Raw genomic sequence first — 17,800 nt, 5'->3', positions numbered from 1 at the left:
TCGAATTGATCCCGGACGTATCACAGGCACTGGCCTGGCTGGAAAACCACCCTCAGGCTCTGAAGGGTATTCAGCGTGGTCTTGAGCGCGAAACGCTGCGCGTAAACGCGGATGGCAGTCTTGCAACGACGGGCCATCCACAGGCGTTGGGTTCCGCGCTGACCCATAAGTGGATCACTACTGATTTCGCTGAAGCGCTGCTTGAGTTCATTACGCCAGTTGATGGCGATATTGACCACATGCTGAAGGTTATGCGAGATATTCACCGCCACAGCGCCCGCAATCTGGGCGATGAACGTATGTGGCCGCTCAGCATGCCTTGCTATATCGAACAGGGCCAGGACATCGAACTGGCGCAGTATGGCACCTCTAACGTTGGTCGTCTGAAAACCCTCTATCGTGAAGGGCTGAAGAACCGCTATGGCGCACTGATGCAGACCATCTCTGGGGTGCATTATAACTTCTCGCTGCCGATGGCATTCTGGCAGGCGAAGTGCGGCGAGACGGACAAAGAGGCCATCTCTGCAGGCTATTTCCGCCTGATCCGTAACTACTATCGCTTTGGCTGGGTCATCCCATATCTGTTCGGCGCATCGCCGGCGATTTGCTCCTCTTTCCTGCAGGGCAAACCCACCACGCTGCCGTTTGAGAAGACTGACTGCGGTATGTATTACCTGCCGTACGCCACCTCTCTGCGTCTCAGCGACCTGGGATATACCAATAAGTCGCAAAGCAATCTCGGAATTACGTTTAACGACTTGCACGAGTATGTGGCAGGATTGAAGCGGGCGATCAAAACGCCATCGGAAGCGTACAGCGACATCGGACTTGAGAAAGACGGTAAACGCCTGCAAATCAACACCAACGTATTGCAGATCGAAAACGAACTGTACGCGCCGATCCGGCCAAAACGTGTCACCCGCAGCGGCGAGACACCGTCAGACGCTCTGCAACGCGGCGGTATTGAGTACATCGAAGTGCGTTCTCTGGATATCAACCCGTTCTCACCGATTGGTGTGGATGAGCAGCAGGTACGCTTCCTCGATCTGTTTATGGTCTGGTGCGTACTGGCCGATGCGCCGGAGATGAGCGCTGACGAACTGCTCTGCACCCGCACCAACTGGAACCGGGTCATCCTCGAAGGGCGCAAGCCTGGGCTGACGCTGGGCATCGGGTGTCAAACGGCGCAGTTCCCGTTACAGCAGGTGGGTAAAGATCTGTTCCGCGACCTTAAACGTGTCGCCCAAACGCTGGACAGCGTGTACGGTGGCGAAGCGTATCAGCAGGTGTGTGACCAGCTGGTCGAAAGCTTTGATAACCCTGAGCTGACGTTCTCGGCGCGCATTCTGCGTTCGATGATCGATCAGGGAATTGGCGGCACCGGTCGTGCGCTTTCGGCGGAGTATCGGGATATGCTGCGACAGGAGCCGCTGGAAGTATTAAGCGAAGCCGAGTTTGCTGCGGAGCGCGATGCGTCCGTGGTGCGTCAGAGTGAGATTGAAGCGGCGGATACTGAGTCGTTTGAAGCGTTTCTGGCGAAACAGGCCTGACAGAAAAGAAAAAGGCCACATCGCTGTGGCCAAAATAACATCTCTGAAGAACAGGGATGATGATAACAAATGCGCGTCTTTCATATAGTCAGACTCGCGTTGAACAGAAGAGTTCATTTTTTTATAAAAAAATCACTATCGGAGGTGACGTATGCCGTTATTAGATAGCTTTACTGTCGACCATACCCGTATGGAAGCACCTGCTGTACGCGTTGCGAAGACCATGCATACCCCGCACGGCGACACGATCACTGTATTCGACCTGCGTTTCTGCGTACCGAACCAGGAAGTCATGCCAGAGAAAGGCATCCACACCCTGGAGCACCTGTTTGCAGGTTTCATGCGCGATCACCTGAACGGGAATGGCGTTGAGATCATCGATATCTCGCCGATGGGCTGCCGCACCGGCTTTTATATGAGCCTGATTGGTGTGCCGGAAGAGACGCGTGTTGCCGATGCCTGGAAAGCAGCGATGGCCGACGTGCTGAAGGTCAAAGAGCAGAACCAGATCCCGGAACTGAACGTTTACCAGTGTGGCACATACCAGATGCACTCCCTGGAAGAAGCCCAGGAGATTGCACGTCATATTCTTGAGCGTGACGTTCGCGTTAACAGCAACGAAGAGCTGGCGCTGCCAAAAGATAAACTGCAGGAACTGCACATCTAGTCACAAGGCAGTTGCGGGAATCGCGAGCATAAAAAAACGGATCTGCATGCAGATCCGTTTTTGTTTTCAGGCAGGCGACTCAGTGCGCGCCTCCGCCTCCGCCACCCGCCCCAAACGGCGGTTTGGCGAACCAGATCAGCCCCAGCAGCACAATGAACACCCCAGCCGATAGCCAGAAGATCTCATTGGCGGAGATTATCAGCCCCTGAGCGGTGATCTGCTGGGCTATCCAGCCTGAAGCCTGCTGCTCGGACATACCCATCCCCTGCAGCTGGCTGTAGACCTCCTGCGCCTGCGGATTGAACACGTTCACCGATTCTGTCAGCTGCGCATGGTGCAACGACTCGCGGTTAGTCCACATGGTGGTGGTCATCGACGTACCGATGGAACCCGCCAGCGTACGCATAAAGTTCGACAGACTGGAGGCCGCCGCCATTCGTTCCGGCGGCAGGCCGGAGAGGGTGATGGTGGTCAGAGGCATAAAGAAGCACGCCACCGCAAAGCCCTGAATGAACTGCGGCCACGCGGAGGCACCAAAGTCCATGCCCGGCTCAAAGGTATAGGCACGCCAGTAGAAGCACACCGCATACATAATGAAGCTGAAAGTCACCAGCCGACGCATATCGAGCTTATGGGCGAAACGGCCGATAATCGGTGACAGCAGGACCGGGATCACCCCGACCGGTGCTGACGCCAGCCCTGCCCAGGTGGCGGTGTAGCCATATACCTCCTGCAACAGCTGCGGCAGCAGAACAATCGCGCCGAAGTAGAGCATGTAGGCAAGGCTGATACACAAGCAGCCTATGGTGAAGTTGCGCGACTTAAACAACGACAGATCGACTATAGGGTTATCATCCGTCAGCTCCCAGACAATCAGGAAGCTTAGCGCCACCACCGCCACGACCGTCAGAACGATGATCTCCTGCGAGGCGAACCAGTCCAGCTCTTTCCCGCGGTCGAGCATGATCTGCAGGCTGCCGATGCCCAGCACCAGCAGTGCCAGCCCCACGCCATCAATACGCCGTTGCTCGGTGCGGGTTTCGCGGCCACGCAGCGATTGCAGGGTCAGCAATACCACCACCGCGCCAATCGGCACGTTGATAAAGAAGATCCAGCCCCAGTGATAGTTATCGCTGATATAGCCGCCCAGAATCGGGCCGCAGATCGGGGCGACAATCACCGTCATCGACCACAGCGCCAGCGCGATAGACCGTTTGGCAGGCGGATAGTTGTTGAGGAGCAGACTTTGCGACAGCGGGATCAGCGGCCCGGCAACAATCCCCTGAATCACGCGGAAGAAGATCAGCATGGTCAGGCTGCTGGACACCCCGCACGCCCAGGAGGCGATGACAAAGGCGGTGGTGGACCAGAGGAACAGCTTCACTTCCCCGACGCGCTTTGCCAGCCAGCCGGTGATCGGAATGGAGATCGCATTCGCCACCCCGAACGAGGTGATTACCCATGTCCCCTGGCTCAGGGAGGAGCCAAGGTTCCCGGCGATGGTCGGGATCGCCACGTTGGCGATGGTGGAGTCCAGCACCTGCATGAAGGTCGCCAGCGACAGCGCAATGGTCATGATGACCAGTTGCGCGCCTTCCAACGGTTTGTGCGGTTTTTGCTGTTGCATAACGCTCACCTTTGGATTAACCGGCGTTCGCCTTCACGATCTCATCGATCAGCTTATTCACAGGCTCAAGGCTGATCTCGCGGGCATTACTTTCGTAAGCCGGGTTAGAACGCGCCTGGTTCGCCAGCATCTGACCGTCGCGGTTCGCGGTATCGACCGTGACCAGTGTGGAGAGGCCAATACGCAGCGGATGATCCGCCAGCTGTTTCTCATCCAGCTCGATACGCACCGGCAGACGCTGTACCACTTTGATCCAGTTCCCGGTGGCGTTCTGCGCAGGCAGCAGGGAGAAGGCGCTGCCGGTACCCATATCCAGCCCGACAACTTTACCGGTGTATTTCACCTCGTCGCCGTAGATATCGCTGACGATCGTTGCGCTCTGGCCGATACGCATATGCGCCAGCTGCGTCTCTTTGAAGTTAGCATCCACCCACAGGTTGGTCGCGGGCACGACCGCCATCAGCGGGGTTGAGGAGCTAATCTGCGCGCCAGGCTGCACCGAGCGACGGGACACGTAGCCGGTCATCGGGCTGACAATTTTGGTTCGCTGCAGCGCCAGCCAGGCATTGCGCACTTCCGTCGCCGCCTGTTTCACCGCAGGTTGTTGATCGAGGGTGGTATCCAGCACCATCGCCTGGTTAGCGTTATATTGCTGAACAGAGACATCCAGCTGGGCCTGCGCGCTGGCAACCGCGTCACGGGCGTGTTGCAACTCTTCACGGCCAATCAGGTTAGCGTTACCGAGTGGAACACGACGATTGAAATCGGTCTGCGCCTGGGCGAGGGCGGTTTTCTGCACATTGATGCTGGCCTGCAGCTGTTTGCTGTTGATCATCAGCTGACGGGTCTGGCGCACGCTCGAGGCCAGCTCGGTCTGCGCTTTTTCAAACGCCTGCTGGGCGTCGGTCGGATCCAGCGTGACCAGCACGTCGCCTTTTTGCACAAAGTCGGTATTGTCAGCCCAGACTTTCGTCACGCTGCCCGACACCTGCGCCATAATCTGAACCTGGTTCCCTGCCACGTACGCATCATCCGTCTCTTCAGTATGACGCAGTACTAAAAACCAATAGATCCCATATGCCACGGCAATGATAATAAAGAGCAAGGTCAGCAGCAGAAGGGCGCGCTTGCGTTTGCCTTTCTTCTTATTGACCGGTTGCTGCGGGGTTGTGTTCTCCGCATTTGCGCTCATGATTTTCTCCACGATCTTATTATTTCACATCGGCTGAGCCGACCTGTTATCAGAAAGGCCAGCACTGTGATGTGCTGGCCTGTCGGTTTTCTTATGAATCTGGATTTTTGGAGCGTGTCGTCGCGTTAGCGTAGCGCCTCAAGAACGGCGCCATCTTCATCCATCTGGTCCAGACGGGTGAGAAGCTTGCGGGTGATATGCTCGAGCTGCTCTTTCTCGGTACCACTTAAAGACGACCAGAGTTGATGCAGACAATTGTGCTGAGGTGGAAGCACCTCGCGCAGGAATTCGTGACCTTTCTCGGTCAGTTGCAGATGCAGACAACGGCGGTCGTTATCGCTTTCACGGCGTTCAATCCAGCCGCGTTTTTCCAGCTCATCGGCAATACGGGTTGCATTGGTACGAGACGAACCCAGGGCGCAACTCAGCTCGGAAGGCTGGATGCTGTGATTCTCCTGAGACTCCAGCGTAATCAACGCCATAAACAACGTCTCGTTAATCCCTTGAGCTTTCAGCATCTTATTGCGATTTTCCAGCAGCTTGCCCTGCATGTGCATGCAGAGACGGGTTAACAGGATCTCCTGATAAGGGAAATCTGCGTAGCGACTGGCGCGAAACTTAAGCATTTGTTCAATGGGCGTAAACGAACTATCCATTTGGGCATAACCTCATTAATTACAGCCGATATAGTAACGACAGTGACAAATAATGTAAATGAATTATTTGTGCGACTAAAATCCATCAGACAAATTTCACCGTCATCAAGAGCCGGGTAGATCCGTGACCCGGTAAGCACAGAAAAGAGGAGGGAGCGCTGGCAAAACGGGGATGGGTCTTCGGGCGTAAGTTATTCATGCGGTATTCTAATATATTACCCACATAAAAATTTCCAGAATAAATGATTCCAGTCACCATAACAGACTGAGGGGTTCCTTAACACCCTAAGAAACCCCAAACTTATGTAAACCTTATTGAATAGCGTCCTGACGATGGTAGCCGCGCCACCAGACCAGCAGATTAAGGATAGCCATAACTGCCCCAACTGCACATACGCCCGCCCAGCCAGCATGCTGCCACGCCGAGGCCGAGATGAGCGACCCGGCGGCCCCACCGATGAAGTAGCTGGTCATGTAGCCCGCCGTCAGGCGGTTACGGGCCTCCGGCTTGACGCGGTAAATCACGGTCTGGTTGGTGATATGCACCCCCTGCACGGTGAGGTCCAGCACCAGAATGCCCACAATCAGCGCCAGCACCGAGACATGCCCGTACCAGATCGTTGCCCAGGAGAGCAGCAGCAGGACCAGACTGGCGGTCGTGGTAATGTGCGACTTGCCCTTATCCGCCAGCCCCCCCGCCGGACGTGCGCCCAGCGCCCCGGCCGCGCCCGCCAGGCCGAACAGGCCAATCATCCCTTCGGAATAGTTAAACGGCGGAGCGGCCAGCAGAAAGGCCATTGAGGTCCAGAGGATGCTGAAGTTGGCGAAGGTGAAACAACCCAGCAGCGCCCGGGTACGCAGCAGTTTATCGTGCGTGAACAGGCTAAAAACGGACCCCAGCAGCTGAGGATAATTGAGGTGGGTTTCGGATTTCACCTTCGGCAGGCCGCGCCACAGGGCGAGGGCCATCACCACCATCAGCACCGACGCCACCCAGTACACGGTGCGCCAGCCGCCGATGCCCGCCAGCAGACCTGCGACGGTACGTGCCAGCAAAATCCCCAGCAACAGGCCGCTCATAATGGTGCCGACCACTTTGCCGCGTTTTTCCGGTGAGGCGAGGGTAGCCGCGAGCGGCACCAGGATCTGCGCCACCACCGAGAACAGGCCGGTCAGGGCGGTGCCGAAGATCATCATCGCCAGCGACTGGCTGGAGGCGGTGATCAACATCCCGCCAGCGGCCAGCAGGGTCATGGAGACAATCATGGCCCGGCGTTCGAACATATCCCCCAGCGGGACGAGGAACAGCAGACCAACGGCATACCCCAGCTGCGCGGCGGTAACGATAAAACCGGCCGAGCTGGCAGACAGCGAAAAGTTACGCGCGATGGTTTCCAGTAGCGGCTGGGCGTAATAGTTACTGGCGACCGCCAGACCGGTTGCCACGGACATCAGAAGAATAAGTGCGGGGCTAAGCCCCTGAGTCGATTTTGTCATTAGGTTTTTGAAATCATTAGTTGAGTGATTATTTTTTCAGAAAACATAATAACGGATGAATAAGAAAGGAGGAGAACTGGTGAGTGATGGATTGTGCGGTTTGGGCTTCCCCCTCATTCCGGTCTTTCTTTCAGAGGAGAGAAGGTGTTCAGGCTCCCTCTCCATTCAAAGGAAAGAAGGTATTCAGGTTCTCTCTCTTCAGAGGATAAAAGGTGTTCAGATCCCCTCTCCCTTCAGAGGTTAGAAGATGCTCAGATACCCTCTCCCCAAAGGGGGGGGGAGGGTAATCAGGTTCCCTCTCCCCTCAGGGGAGAGGGTTAGGGTGAGGGGAAACCGCGCGCACTTACTTCTGCGCTGCAAGCGCCTCATTTACCCATGCATCAAACTGCTGCTGGTGGGCTTTGATCCAGCCATCAACGTGACCCTGAACATCGGCCTCAGACGATTTGCCCGCATGCATCATCGCGTTCTGGGCGTTGATATCCGCCAGCGGCAGCTTCATTACCGAGAACAGCTTCGCTGCGGCCGGGTTTTTCTCAGCCCAGGCTTTGTTCGCAACGATGTGCATGGTGTTAACCGGGAAGCCATAGTTCATACCGTTCGGCAGTTTGGTGTCGATATCCTTCTGCTCGCCCGGCAGAGAGGAGAACGGCACCTGCAGCCATACCACATCTTTACCTGGCTTCAGCACGTCGCTGACCCAGTACGGCGTCCAGGTGTAATAGATGACCGGCTTGCCTTCCTTAAAGCGGGCAATGGTATCGGCCATCATCGCCGAGTAGTTGCCGTGGCTGACATCCACGGTTTTGGCCAGATCGAAGGCTTTGTTCTGATGGTTAATCACCGCCTCACAGCCCCAGCCCGGGGAGCAGCCCATCATGTCGGCTTTGCCGTCACCATTGGTATCAAACAGTTTGGCAATCTTGGGATCTTTCAGCTGTTCGATGTTGGTGATGTGGTACTGATCCGCAGTTTTCTTGTCGATCAGATAACCCTGTGCCGCACCGGAAACGAACGTCCCTTCACGGTAGAATTTCTTATCACCGCCCGCCGCGGCGTACATATCGTCATGCAGCGGCTGCCAGTTCACGGCAGTAAAGGTGGCATCGCCGGAGGCAATCGAGGTATAGCCCACGTTGTAATCCACTTCGCTGGGCTTATTGACGGTATAACCCAGCTTCTCCAGCGCCCGGCTGACCAGCCCGGTCTGGAACGACTCTTCGGAGATGGTGCTCTGTACCGGTTGCACGGTAATGCCTTTGCCAGGCAGTTCAGCGGCGAATGTGCCGGTAGAGACAAAGGTGGCAAACGCTGTGGCAAAAATTACGCTATGTCGCATCGTTGTTCCTTATTTTAGAAATGTACCCGTCATCATTTACGTTGCAGGTGCGTTGGCTCTGATCGCTTACCCCAGCCACAGCGTTATCTGTGTGCCTGGGGATTCGCTCTCTGGCCGCCTTCCTGCAACCCGAATTATTTAGGGAAAAAACGGGTGATTAACCCGACAGGGCCGGTGGTATACCAGCGACGGTTGCCGCGACTGCGTGAATCACGACCGACAGCCTGGGTCAGGCGGTCAAGAATGATGGCGAGGATCACGATCCCCACGCCGCCCACGGTGGCCAGCCCCATATCGAGACGGCCAATGCCGCGCAGGACCATCTGGCCAAGACCGCCGACAGCGATCATCGAGGCGATCACCACCATCGACAGGGCCAGCATCAGGGTCTGGTTCACACCGGCCATAATGGTCGGCATCGCCAGCGGGAGCTGAACCTTAAACAACATCTGACGCGGGCTGGCACCAAACGAGCGCGAGGCTTCAATCAGATCGGCAGGCACCTGGTTAATCCCCAGAATGGTCAGACGCACAATAGGCGGCAGGGCGAAGATAATGGTCACCACCACGCCCGGCACGTTGCCGATGCCAAACAGCATCACAATCGGCACCAGATAGACAAACGCCGGGGTAGTCTGCATCGCATCCAGCAGCGGCCGGATAATTTTGGCCGCCCGCGGGCTGCGCGCCAGCCAGATCCCCATCGGCAGGCCGATCACCACGCAGAAGAGCAGGGCGGTCAGCACCAGCGCCAGGGTGATCATCGCCTGCGACCAGGCACCGATCGCACCGATCAGGATCAGCGAGATCAGCGTCGCCACGCCCATCCCCGCGCTGCCAAACTGCCAGGCAATCAGCGAGAACAGCACGATAGCCACAGGTGCTGGCATGCCCAGCATCAGCTGCTGGAAGCCGTTAAGGATGTAATCCACCGGCACACGAATGCCCTGGAAAACCGGACGGAAGTGGGTCACCACCCAGTCGATCCCTTCGGTTACCCAGCGGTCGAGCGGGATCAGCGTCTTATGGAACGGATCCATAATGTTGAAATGCTCAGGTTCCGGTGCCGGGGCGCTGGTCAGCCAGTCAGCCGTGCCGCCATCGGTGGGTGCTGGCGCAGCCGGGGAAGAACCCCACGCGTCAGCGGATTGTGCCGCGCTGTCAGCGCCAGGTGCTGGCGTAGCCGGGGTGGAACCCCACGCATCAGCGGATTGTGCCGCGTTGTCAGCGGCGTCTGTGGTGCCCCACGGGTTAGATTGATCAGCCATTGTTTGCCCCCTCGCGATCTAAAGCCTGCAGCAGCATCCGTTTTGAGATGATGCCGACGTACTGTTGTTCTTCTCCGACTACCGGCACCGCGCAAGGCGCCTGGCCAACATGAGAGAGCAACTCGCTGAGCGGCGTTTCGGCGTCCACGGCAAGCGGAGCGTCAATCAACGCCGCATCGATACCCTGGTTTTCGCCAAGGGCGGTTTTCAGGGAATCGATGGAGACAACACCAACAAATTTATTACCGCGTTCAACCAGATAGCCGTATTCGCGGTCTTCATCCTGCAACAGCTTCAGCGCCGAGCGCGGGCCGAAGCCTGGGGTTCTGCGGATAATGCCGTTCGGGGTGCGGCGGGCAATATCTTTGGCGCTAAATACCTGACTAATATCCACGCCACGGAAGAAGGTGCGCACGTAATCGTTCGCCGGATTATTCAGAATTTCATCCGGGGTTCCCACCTGCACCACTTCGCCGTTTTGCATAATGGCAATGCGGTCGCCAATTCGCATGGCTTCATCAAGATCATGGGAAATAAAGACAATAGTGCGCTGATGCCGCGATTGCAGTTTTACCAGCTCGTCCTGCATCTCGGTACGAATTAACGGGTCGAGCGCCGAAAAAGCTTCGTCCATTAATAATATATCGGGATTGATCGCTAATGCGCGGGCTAATCCCACGCGCTGACGCATCCCACCAGAAAGTTCATCCGGGTAGGCGTGGGCATAATTTTCCAGCCCGACCTGACGCAGGGCATCCAGCGCTTTTTCCTGACGCTCACTGGCCGGTACACCGGCCAATTCCATACCGAAGGCGGTGTTATTTAACACCGTCATATGCGGCATCAAAGCGAACGACTGGAACACCATCGCGATCTTTTTTCTGCGCACCTCGCGAAGCTCGGCGTCCGATATTTTGGCGATATCCACGCCATCAATCAGCACCTGTCCGCGGGTGGGTTCAATCAGGCGATTGAGAAGGCGAACCATAGTGGATTTACCCGAACCGGATAACCCCATGATGACAAAAATCTCGCCTTCTTCAATGGCCAGACTGGCGTCTTTAACGCCAAGCGACAGCCCGGTTTTTTCCAGAATATGTTCTTTTGAAAGTCCTTTTTCAATATATTTGAATGCGCGCTGCGGGTGCTCGCCAAATACTTTATAAAGATTCTTAACTTCTAATTTAATTGCCATGCAATAAAGAATGTCCCGTTATTTATTTACGTCGATATATTTACCAGTGAATATAATTAACCGGCCATACCCTATCATACTCAGAATCTGAGACAACCCTGAATTGGCTTGTGGCATGATTTTTGCCGCGCGCGAACCGGCGCAATTTCCCATGAGATAAGGGCTGGGCGCGGTATGAGTTTTTCTTAAGAAATGTCTTATTGAGGCGAAATTCGCGAAGAGAGAACAAAAATACAGAAGAATATGACAGAAGAATGACGCGGGTGAGGGCCGGGAAATATCACCCCAAAATCATGAGAATAATATTGCTCTCATGCCGGTGATATTTCCCCCCTGCGCCTTACAAAAGATCGTTCTTATCAATGCCCAGGCGCTTCATGCGCGACAGAAGTGTGGTGCGCTTCAGGCCCAGGCGTTGGGCCGCCCCTCTTGGTCCGGCGATCACGCCGTTAGTCTCTTTCAGCACGCGCATAATATGTTGATATTCCTCTTCGCCTTCACGAAGCGTACTGACTGCCGTCTCCGGCGGCGTAGCGCTGACAAACCGGGGATAATCGATATCCGGTAGCGACAGTTGCAGGACATTACCGCGGGTGAGCAACACGGCGCGCTCAATCACGTTTTCCAGCTCGCGCACGTTGCCTGGCCACTCCATCTTGCTGAGCTGACGCAGCGTATCCGCCGGGATGCTGTCGATATTGCGCCCTAACCGGTGAGCAATTTTGGAGGTGAATGACTTCACCAGCAGCGGGATATCTTCCGGGCGTTCCCGCAGCGGCGGCAGGAAGATCGGGAACACGTTGAGCCGGTAGTAAAGGTCGCTGCGAAACTCACGATCGGCGACCATTTGCGTTAAGTCGCGGTTAGTTGCGGCAATAAGGCGCACGTCGGTGTGGATGGTGCGGTTGCTGCCGAGCCGCTCGAACTCCTGCTCCTGGAGCACACGCAGCAGCTTGGGCTGAAGCTCTAACGGCATATCCCCCACTTCATCGAGAAACAGCGTGCTTTTGTCCGCCAGTTCAAAGCGGCCAATATGCTGGGCACTGGCACCGGTAAAAGCTCCGCGCTCGTGGCCGAACAGATCGCTTTCCAGCAGCCCGGCGGGCATTGCCGCGCAGTTCATCTTCACCATCCGGCGATCGCTACGCCCGCTCAGGTTATGAATGGCGCGGGCAATCAGCTCCTTGCCGGTGCCGGTCTCGCCCAGAATCAGCACCGTACTGTTGCTGTGCGCGACCATCTCCACCTGCTTCATCACCGTCATCATCGGCGAGCTGCGGCCAATAATTTCGCCAAAATCGGTGGCGACGTTATTGATCTGCTCGGTGAGGGCGAGGTTCTCGTCGATCAGCCGCTCCTTAAGATGGCTGATTTCGCGGTAGGAGAGGGCGTTATCCACGGCAATAGCGATGCGTTCGGCAATCTGGTTCAGCAGTTCCAGATTCGAAGCCGTAAACACCTGCGCCTTGCACTGCGCCAGCTTCAGGGTGCCGAGGATCCGCTCGCGGAAGATCAGCGGGAACAGGCACAGGGTCTGATCCTGTTCGCCCCACATATCAAACAGCATGCGTTCGTAAGGGGCGTGCTGATCCCGGCTGTGCAGATTAAGCATCAGCATCTTTTTGTTACGCATGACTTTTTCAGACAGCGTGCCTTTCTCGTCCACCTCGCTCTGATCGTACAGCGGGGCGTTTTTATCCAGGTAATGGGTGGAATAGACCAGGAGCTTGCCCTTGCGCTCGCTGCGCAACACCATGCTGATGGAATCAATGCCGAAGTTGCGCTGGATCTCCCGGGAAACCTCCGTCACCAGCTCGTCGAGGTCGAGTTTTGACAGCACCGCGTTAGTGATGGCGACCAGCAGACGAAAGTCGTTGCGTTCCCGGCACAGCACCTCATAGCTGTCGCTGCTGTTCTGGCGGGCCATCAACTGCTCGACCGCCAGACCCGCCGCCTGAGTCAGCGTTTGCAGCCGGGAAAAATCGCTGTCGCTCCAGGGACGATCGTTGTTACGCAGGAACTCGCAGCCACCAAAGATCCGACCATCGGCCGCCAGTGGCGTAAGGCAATAGTGGGCCAGGGGGGCGTACAGGTCGAGGCGAGCCAGCGCCGGCCAGGTCTCTTTAAAGGTCTCTGCCTGGCAGTGCAGCACGTCCGGGCGCGACAGCATGCGGCGAAAAGGCCCGTTTGCCAGCAGCGGCTCATCTTCATAGCGGATATCCCGATCCTGCTCGTCGGTACTGTACAGATAAACGCGACGCTGCTCTGACTGCCAGAGCAGAATATTCGCGCGATCGGCCAGGTTCATCTGCCGGGCATGCCAGGCCAGTGACCGCGCGAGGGCGCAGAGATCCGGCTGTTGCAGCAGGGTTCGGGTAATATCGAACAATCCTTGATCGAGGGGATCGTTCGTGGGTGTATACGACATGCGTTATATCCAGAAAAATGAGAAGCGAATAGGTGCTGCCGGGGTCAACAAATGCGCGGTAGCGGTTCGGCATGCGGCAAATTCAGGGTTCGCTTCACGCCGTAAAGCCCGGCAAGCCGGACGCCTTTACGCTCTACCACCTCGCCAATGATGGCCGCGTCCTGGCCCAGAGGATGCTGACGTACTAAGCCTAGCACGCGCTCCGCTTCATGGCGTCCGACGGCAATCACCAGCTTGCCTTCGTTGGCAAAGTTGAGCGGATCCAGTCCCAGCAACTCGCACGCGCCGCGCACGGCGGGCTTCACGGGCAGGGCGCTCTCCTGTAATTCAATGCCACAGCCGCTACTGGCGGCAAACTCATGGGCGACGGCATTCACACCGCCGCGGGTCGCATCGCGCAGGGCTTTAATGCCCGGCTCTGCCCGAAGCGCCTGAATGAGCGGCGTCAGCACGGCGCAGTCACTGTGCAGATCGCCATCCAGACCTAAACCTTCACGCAGATTCAGGATGGTGGCACCATGATCCCCCAGCGTGCCGCTGACCAGCAGCACATCGCCCGCCGCAATCTGGCGCATGCCCCAGTTTACGCCTGCGGGAATCGAACCGATACCGGCGGTGTTAATAAACACTTTATCCGCCGCCCCACGGGGGACGACTTTGGTATCGCCGGTCACGATGGTAATACCCGCCGCCGCGGCTGTCGCGGCCATGCTGGCGACGATGCGTTCCAGCGTCGCCATCTCCAGCCCCTCCTCCAGAATAAAGCCGCAGGAGAGCCAGCGCGGAATTGCGCCGCTGACGGCCACGTCATTAGCCGTACCGCAGACAGCCAGTTTGCCAATATCGCCGCCGGGGAAAAACAGCGGGTCGATAACGTAGCTGTCCGTGGAAAAGGCCAGCCGATCGCCCTGGGCGGTCAGTTCCTGAAGGGGAATGCGGGCCTGATCTTCCTGCTCGTTCAAAAGCGGGTTGGCAAAGGCGCGCATAAAAAGCTCACCGATCAGCTGCTGCATGGCCTGTCCACCGCTCCCGTGGGCGAGGGTTATCTGTTTCAACTTTCACACTCCTGAGAACGGTACTGATACCAGGCGCTACACGCCCCTTCTGATGACACCATCAGCGCGCCAAAGGCGCTTTGCGGCGTGCATTTATTACCAAATAACGGGCACTGGGCCGGTTTGCAGCGCCCGGTCAATACCGCGCCGCAGCGTGCCTGAGGATCGTCGCAGATGTCTTGTGCGCGGGTGCTGAAGTGGCGCTCGGCGTCAAACTGGCGATACGCGTCGGTAAGATGCACGCCGGAGTGATCAATTACCCCCAGCCCGCGCCATTCGCTTTCGCCTTCGATGGTAAACACCTTGTCGATAACCGCCTGCGCCAGCGGGTTACCCTCTTCCGGCACGATGCGGCGATACTGATTTTCTACCTCGCTCACGCCCGCGATTTTCTGCTCAACCAGCATTAACACTCCTTGCAGTAGATCCACCGGTTCAAACCCGGCTACCACCAGCGGGCGCTGATATTCATCTGCGATAAAATCGTAGGCGTGGGTGCCAATCACCATGCTGACGTGGCCGGGTGCCAGAAAGGCGTCGATGCCATTTTCCGGCTGTTCCAGCAGGCTTTTCAGCACCGGGATCAGGGTGATGTGCTGGCAGAAAAAGAAGAAGTTCTGCACGTTGGCCGCTTTCGCCTGACGCAGGGTCAGGGCGGTGGCGGGCATGGTGGTTTCGAACCCGAGGCCGAAGAACACCACTTTACGTTCCGGGTGCTGTTGGGCCAGCTTCAACGCGTCGGTGGGGGAGTAGATAATCCGCACATCCGCGCCGCGCATCCGGGCATCCAGCAGGGAGCCGTCTTTACCCGGCACCCGCATTGCATCGCCGAAGGTACAGAAGATCACTTCCGGGTGGCTGGCGATCTCAATGCAGGTGTCGATCCGCCCCATCGGCAGGACGCACACCGGGCAGCCAGGGCCGTGAATAAACTCGATATTTTCCGGCAGGAGCTGATCCAGGCCGAACTTAAAGATGGCGTGAGTGTGGCCGCCGCACACCTCCATAATCCGCAGCGGGCGCTGCGGGGTGTAAGGCAAGGCGTTGGCCCGGGCGTTAAGCGTCTCAATCAGGCGCATCACTTTTTGCGGGTCGCGGTATTCGTCAACAAAACGCATCAGCGGGACTCCTCGCCAAACAGCAGCGGGCCGACGTCCGGCTCGACGTCAAACATATTCTGTAGCGCGGCGAGGGTGTCCAGCGCCTCCTCTTCATTAATCACGCTCATGGCGAAGCCAACATGCACCAGCACCCACTGGCCGAGACGGCTGTTGCCGTTTTCATCGCATGCGCCGACCAGGGTGAGATCCACATCGCGCAGCACGCCGCAGACCTCCACTCTGGCCTGCATACCGTCCGCGATGGCGCTGATTTTACCGGGAACGCCTATGCACATCGCTGCGCCTCCAGCCAGTTAAGCCAGGCATCCATGCCGTCTCCCCGCGTGGCGGAGACAAGCAGGATCGCAATATCCGGGTTCACTTCCCGCGCGGCGGCGAGGCATCTATCCACGTCAAAGTTAAGGTACGGCAGCAGGTCAACTTTATTGAGCAGCATGATGGAGGCTGCGGCAAACATGTGCGGATATTTCAGCGGTTTATCTTCGCCCTCGGTGACGGAGAGCACCGCCACCTTGTGGCGCTCACCAAGATCGAAGCTGGCCGGGCAGACCAGATTGCCGACGTTCTCGATAAACATAATGCCGCCGTCGTCCAGCGGCAGGCGCTGCATCGCATCATGGATCATCTGTGCGTCCAGGTGACAGCCTTTGCCGGTGTTGACCTGGATCGCCGGGGTGCCGGTGGCGCGGATCCGCTCGGCGTCATTCACGGTCTGCTGATCGCCTTCGATCACTGCGCAGGACACGCGATGCTGTAAGCGCTTTAAGGTCTCGGTGAGCAGGGTGGTTTTACCGGACCCGGGGCTGGAGACCAGATTCAGCGCCAGTTGTTGCCGGGCGCTGAACCGCTGGCGGTTGCGTTGGGCGAGCTGATTATTTTTGCTCAGCACGTCGATTTCAATCTCAACCATTTTACGCTGGCTCAGGCCCGGCGCATGGGTGCCCGCGACCCCCTGGCCGTAATCCAGCTGACCCGGCTGCTGTTCTGTGGGGGCAAAATCCCCGCCGCCAATCCGCGTGACGTGAAACGCCTGACGTGGTGCCGGGGAGAAAGGGGCGCTGCGAAAAGCGGAATGCGCATTCCGCTCGTCACCTTCTATATAGAGGTTGCCGCTATCGCAACCGCAGGTGGTACACATGGTTTACTCCTGTTCAATTTCCAGACGCGTGATATGCAGTCCGTCGTCAGCGACGATATTCAGACTTGCGCCGCCGCATTGCGGGCAGCGTCGTACGCGATGGGTAAGCAACTGGACGTACTCCTGACAGTCCTGACACCAGCATTCCGCTTGCTGTTCTTCCAGATGCAGCCCGCAGCCTTCGGCCAGGGTGCCGCGGCACACCAGCTCAAAGCAAAATTGCAGCGCGCTGCTTTCCACGCAGGAAAAGGCACCGACGCGCAGCCAGACATCTGTCACCCGTTTCGCGTGATGCTGATGGGCCTGTTGTTCGATCAATTCCAGCGCCTGCTGGCAGAGGGTAATTTCGTGCATTGTGCTATTCCCGGTGGAGTCTTGCCGGGTAAAGCAATATTGATGCCATCTTTTAGAGAGGGAAAAGCGGAAAGTAATAACGGGCCTGACAAAGATGACGAAATGACATGTCATTTTTTGTGAATGGGCGGGCTTTAGAATTTAAATGTGTCTTAAATCAGTAAGTTAAAAAATGGCATGAAATGTGCTTAGTGAAGCGAACTCTTTATACAGGACGCATCAGGTATAACACCATGACACTTACCGAATTGAGCGAAAAAGCCCATTTTATTGCCGGACAACAGCGGACGCTCCGCGCCCACTGGAACCACTACGGCAACTCCCTTGTTCAGGCCATTACCCTTTCTAAAGCCAGTCTCTACCTGAGTGTGGGCTGCAATAACGACAGCGGGCTTGGTTTCTGGCTGTTCGACCACTTCCTTATCCGCGTGACGCCTGAGCAGGCGTTTAACGGGCATATCTTCAATTACACCATCGAAGCGCGTGACAACGAGGAGAGCGTGCTGATTGGCCGAGCCCGACTGAGCGACGACGGGATGCTGGACGGCACCATCGCCATCGACCAGCGCGAGGCGGTGCTCGACCATTTCCTCGAGAAAATCAACGGGGTCTACGCCGCGCTGTACGCCGCAACCGAACGCGGCGAATCACTGACGCTGGCGACACTTGCGCAGCACCACGCCGCCGTCTGAATGCGATGTCGTCAGGTGTCG

The 17,800-nt window shown here is 57.1% G+C and carries 16 protein-coding genes; 3 read left to right on the top strand and 13 right to left on the bottom strand.

Features of this window, described 5'->3' with window-relative positions; genetic code table 11:
* Positions 1–5: 5 nt before the first annotated feature.
* Together gshA and luxS are read left to right on the top strand one after the other, a co-directional pair.
* Positions 6–1,550 (top strand): glutamate--cysteine ligase, encoded by a 1,545-nt coding sequence (gene gshA, locus ABIE02_RS13470; protein ID WP_059307309.1) that lies wholly within the window; start codon positions 6–8, stop codon positions 1,548–1,550.
* Between the two features lie 151 nt (positions 1,551–1,701).
* On the top strand, positions 1,702–2,217 hold the full coding sequence (gene luxS / locus ABIE02_RS13465) for an S-ribosylhomocysteine lyase (RefSeq protein WP_032613568.1): 516 nt from the start codon (positions 1,702–1,704) through the stop codon (positions 2,215–2,217).
* 79 nt (positions 2,218–2,296) lie between these two features.
* On the opposite strand, the gene emrB is transcribed toward luxS, so the two are convergent.
* The 13 genes from emrB to hypA form a co-directional block, all read right to left on the bottom strand.
* The gene (gene emrB / locus ABIE02_RS13460; RefSeq protein WP_032613566.1) at positions 2,297–3,844 is read right to left on the bottom strand and encodes a multidrug efflux MFS transporter permease subunit EmrB; all 1,548 of its coding nucleotides are present in this window, start codon (positions 3,842–3,844) and stop codon (positions 2,297–2,299) included.
* A 16-nt stretch (positions 3,845–3,860) separates the two neighbouring features.
* The gene (gene emrA / locus ABIE02_RS13455) at positions 3,861–5,036 is read right to left on the bottom strand and encodes a multidrug efflux MFS transporter periplasmic adaptor subunit EmrA (protein WP_032613565.1); all 1,176 of its coding nucleotides are present in this window, start codon (positions 5,034–5,036) and stop codon (positions 3,861–3,863) included.
* Positions 5,037–5,161: 125 nt separating this feature from the next.
* Positions 5,162–5,692: a transcriptional repressor MprA gene (mprA, locus tag ABIE02_RS13450; RefSeq protein WP_032613564.1), complete on the bottom strand. Its 531-nt coding sequence runs from the start codon at positions 5,690–5,692 to the stop codon at positions 5,162–5,164.
* 312 nt (positions 5,693–6,004) lie between these two features.
* The gene (locus ABIE02_RS13445; RefSeq protein WP_336995070.1) at positions 6,005–7,189 is read right to left on the bottom strand and encodes an MFS transporter; all 1,185 of its coding nucleotides are present in this window, start codon (positions 7,187–7,189) and stop codon (positions 6,005–6,007) included.
* 343 nt (positions 7,190–7,532) lie between these two features.
* On the bottom strand, positions 7,533–8,528 hold the full coding sequence (gene proX, locus ABIE02_RS13440) for a glycine betaine/L-proline ABC transporter substrate-binding protein ProX (RefSeq protein WP_077226157.1): 996 nt from the start codon (positions 8,526–8,528) through the stop codon (positions 7,533–7,535).
* A 134-nt stretch (positions 8,529–8,662) separates the two neighbouring features.
* Positions 8,663–9,796 (bottom strand): glycine betaine/L-proline ABC transporter permease ProW, encoded by a 1,134-nt coding sequence (proW, locus tag ABIE02_RS13435; RefSeq protein ID WP_032613558.1) that lies wholly within the window; start codon positions 9,794–9,796, stop codon positions 8,663–8,665.
* Positions 9,789–10,991, bottom strand: coding sequence for a glycine betaine/L-proline ABC transporter ATP-binding protein ProV (proV, locus tag ABIE02_RS13430; protein WP_032613556.1), 1,203 nt, complete (start codon positions 10,989–10,991; stop codon positions 9,789–9,791). The genes proW and proV overlap by 8 nt, the downstream gene beginning before the upstream one ends.
* 340 nt (positions 10,992–11,331) lie before the next feature.
* On the bottom strand, positions 11,332–13,419 hold the full coding sequence (gene flhA, locus ABIE02_RS13425; RefSeq protein WP_032613554.1) for a formate hydrogenlyase transcriptional activator FlhA: 2,088 nt from the start codon (positions 13,417–13,419) through the stop codon (positions 11,332–11,334).
* 44 nt (positions 13,420–13,463) lie between these two features.
* Positions 13,464–14,474 carry a hydrogenase expression/formation protein HypE gene (gene hypE, locus ABIE02_RS13420; protein ID WP_032613552.1) on the bottom strand — a complete coding sequence of 337 codons (1,011 nt, stop codon included), beginning with the start codon at positions 14,472–14,474 and terminating at the stop codon, positions 13,464–13,466.
* Positions 14,471–15,592: a hydrogenase formation protein HypD gene (gene hypD / locus ABIE02_RS13415; RefSeq protein ID WP_336995069.1), complete on the bottom strand. Its 1,122-nt coding sequence runs from the start codon at positions 15,590–15,592 to the stop codon at positions 14,471–14,473. The genes hypE and hypD overlap by 4 nt, the downstream gene beginning before the upstream one ends.
* Positions 15,592–15,870, bottom strand: a complete 279-nt coding sequence (locus tag ABIE02_RS13410; protein WP_144839315.1) for a HypC/HybG/HupF family hydrogenase formation chaperone — start codon at positions 15,868–15,870, stop codon at positions 15,592–15,594. Before ABIE02_RS13410 ends, hypD begins: the two co-directional genes overlap by 1 nt.
* The gene (hypB, locus tag ABIE02_RS13405; protein WP_117386725.1) at positions 15,861–16,733 is read right to left on the bottom strand and encodes a hydrogenase nickel incorporation protein HypB; all 873 of its coding nucleotides are present in this window, start codon (positions 16,731–16,733) and stop codon (positions 15,861–15,863) included. Before hypB ends, ABIE02_RS13410 begins: the two co-directional genes overlap by 10 nt.
* A 3-nt stretch (positions 16,734–16,736) precedes the next feature.
* Complete coding sequence (hypA, locus tag ABIE02_RS13400) at positions 16,737–17,087, bottom strand: hydrogenase maturation nickel metallochaperone HypA (RefSeq protein ID WP_032613544.1); 351 nt, start codon at positions 17,085–17,087, stop codon at positions 16,737–16,739.
* Between the two features lie 233 nt (positions 17,088–17,320).
* Here hypA and ABIE02_RS13395 point away from each other — a divergent pair, with 233 nt between their 5' ends.
* A complete protein-coding gene (locus ABIE02_RS13395) occupies positions 17,321–17,779 on the top strand; it encodes a hypothetical protein (protein ID WP_032613542.1) in 459 nt (152 codons plus the stop codon).
* The last annotated feature ends 21 nt before the right edge of the window (positions 17,780–17,800 follow it).

It is taken from the genome of Leclercia sp. 1548 (assembly GCF_050435045.1).
Classification (GTDB): Bacteria; Pseudomonadota; Gammaproteobacteria; order Enterobacterales; family Enterobacteriaceae; genus Enterobacter; species Enterobacter adecarboxylatus.
The sequence above is the reverse complement of the archived record's forward strand: the minus strand, read 5'-3'. Positions and strand labels throughout refer to the sequence as shown.

Bases quoted from the DNA above. Each gene is read 5' to 3' on its own strand.
- proW (WP_032613558.1), bottom strand. From the start codon at position 9,796: ATGGCTGATCAATCTAACCCGTGGGGCACCACAGACGCCGCTGACAAC.
- ABIE02_RS13445 (WP_336995070.1), bottom strand. From the start codon at position 7,189: ATGACAAAATCGACTCAGGGGCTTAGCCCCGCACTTATTCTTCTGATG.
- hypA (WP_032613544.1), bottom strand. From the start codon at position 17,087: ATGCACGAAATTACCCTCTGCCAGCAGGCGCTGGAATTGATCGAACAA.
- proV (WP_032613556.1), bottom strand. From the start codon at position 10,991: ATGGCAATTAAATTAGAAGTTAAGAATCTTTATAAAGTATTTGGCGAG.
- ABIE02_RS13395 (WP_032613542.1), top strand. From the start codon at position 17,321: ATGACACTTACCGAATTGAGCGAAAAAGCCCATTTTATTGCCGGACAA.
- hypB (WP_117386725.1), bottom strand. From the start codon at position 16,733: ATGTGTACCACCTGCGGTTGCGATAGCGGCAACCTCTATATAGAAGGT.
- flhA (WP_032613554.1), bottom strand. From the start codon at position 13,419: ATGTCGTATACACCCACGAACGATCCCCTCGATCAAGGATTGTTCGAT.
- proX (WP_077226157.1), bottom strand. From the start codon at position 8,528: ATGCGACATAGCGTAATTTTTGCCACAGCGTTTGCCACCTTTGTCTCT.
- emrA (WP_032613565.1), bottom strand. From the start codon at position 5,036: ATGAGCGCAAATGCGGAGAACACAACCCCGCAGCAACCGGTCAATAAG.
- hypD (WP_336995069.1), bottom strand. From the start codon at position 15,592: ATGCGTTTTGTTGACGAATACCGCGACCCGCAAAAAGTGATGCGCCTG.
- luxS (WP_032613568.1), top strand. From the start codon at position 1,702: ATGCCGTTATTAGATAGCTTTACTGTCGACCATACCCGTATGGAAGCA.
- emrB (WP_032613566.1), bottom strand. From the start codon at position 3,844: ATGCAACAGCAAAAACCGCACAAACCGTTGGAAGGCGCGCAACTGGTC.
- mprA (WP_032613564.1), bottom strand. From the start codon at position 5,692: ATGGATAGTTCGTTTACGCCCATTGAACAAATGCTTAAGTTTCGCGCC.
- ABIE02_RS13410 (WP_144839315.1), bottom strand. From the start codon at position 15,870: ATGTGCATAGGCGTTCCCGGTAAAATCAGCGCCATCGCGGACGGTATG.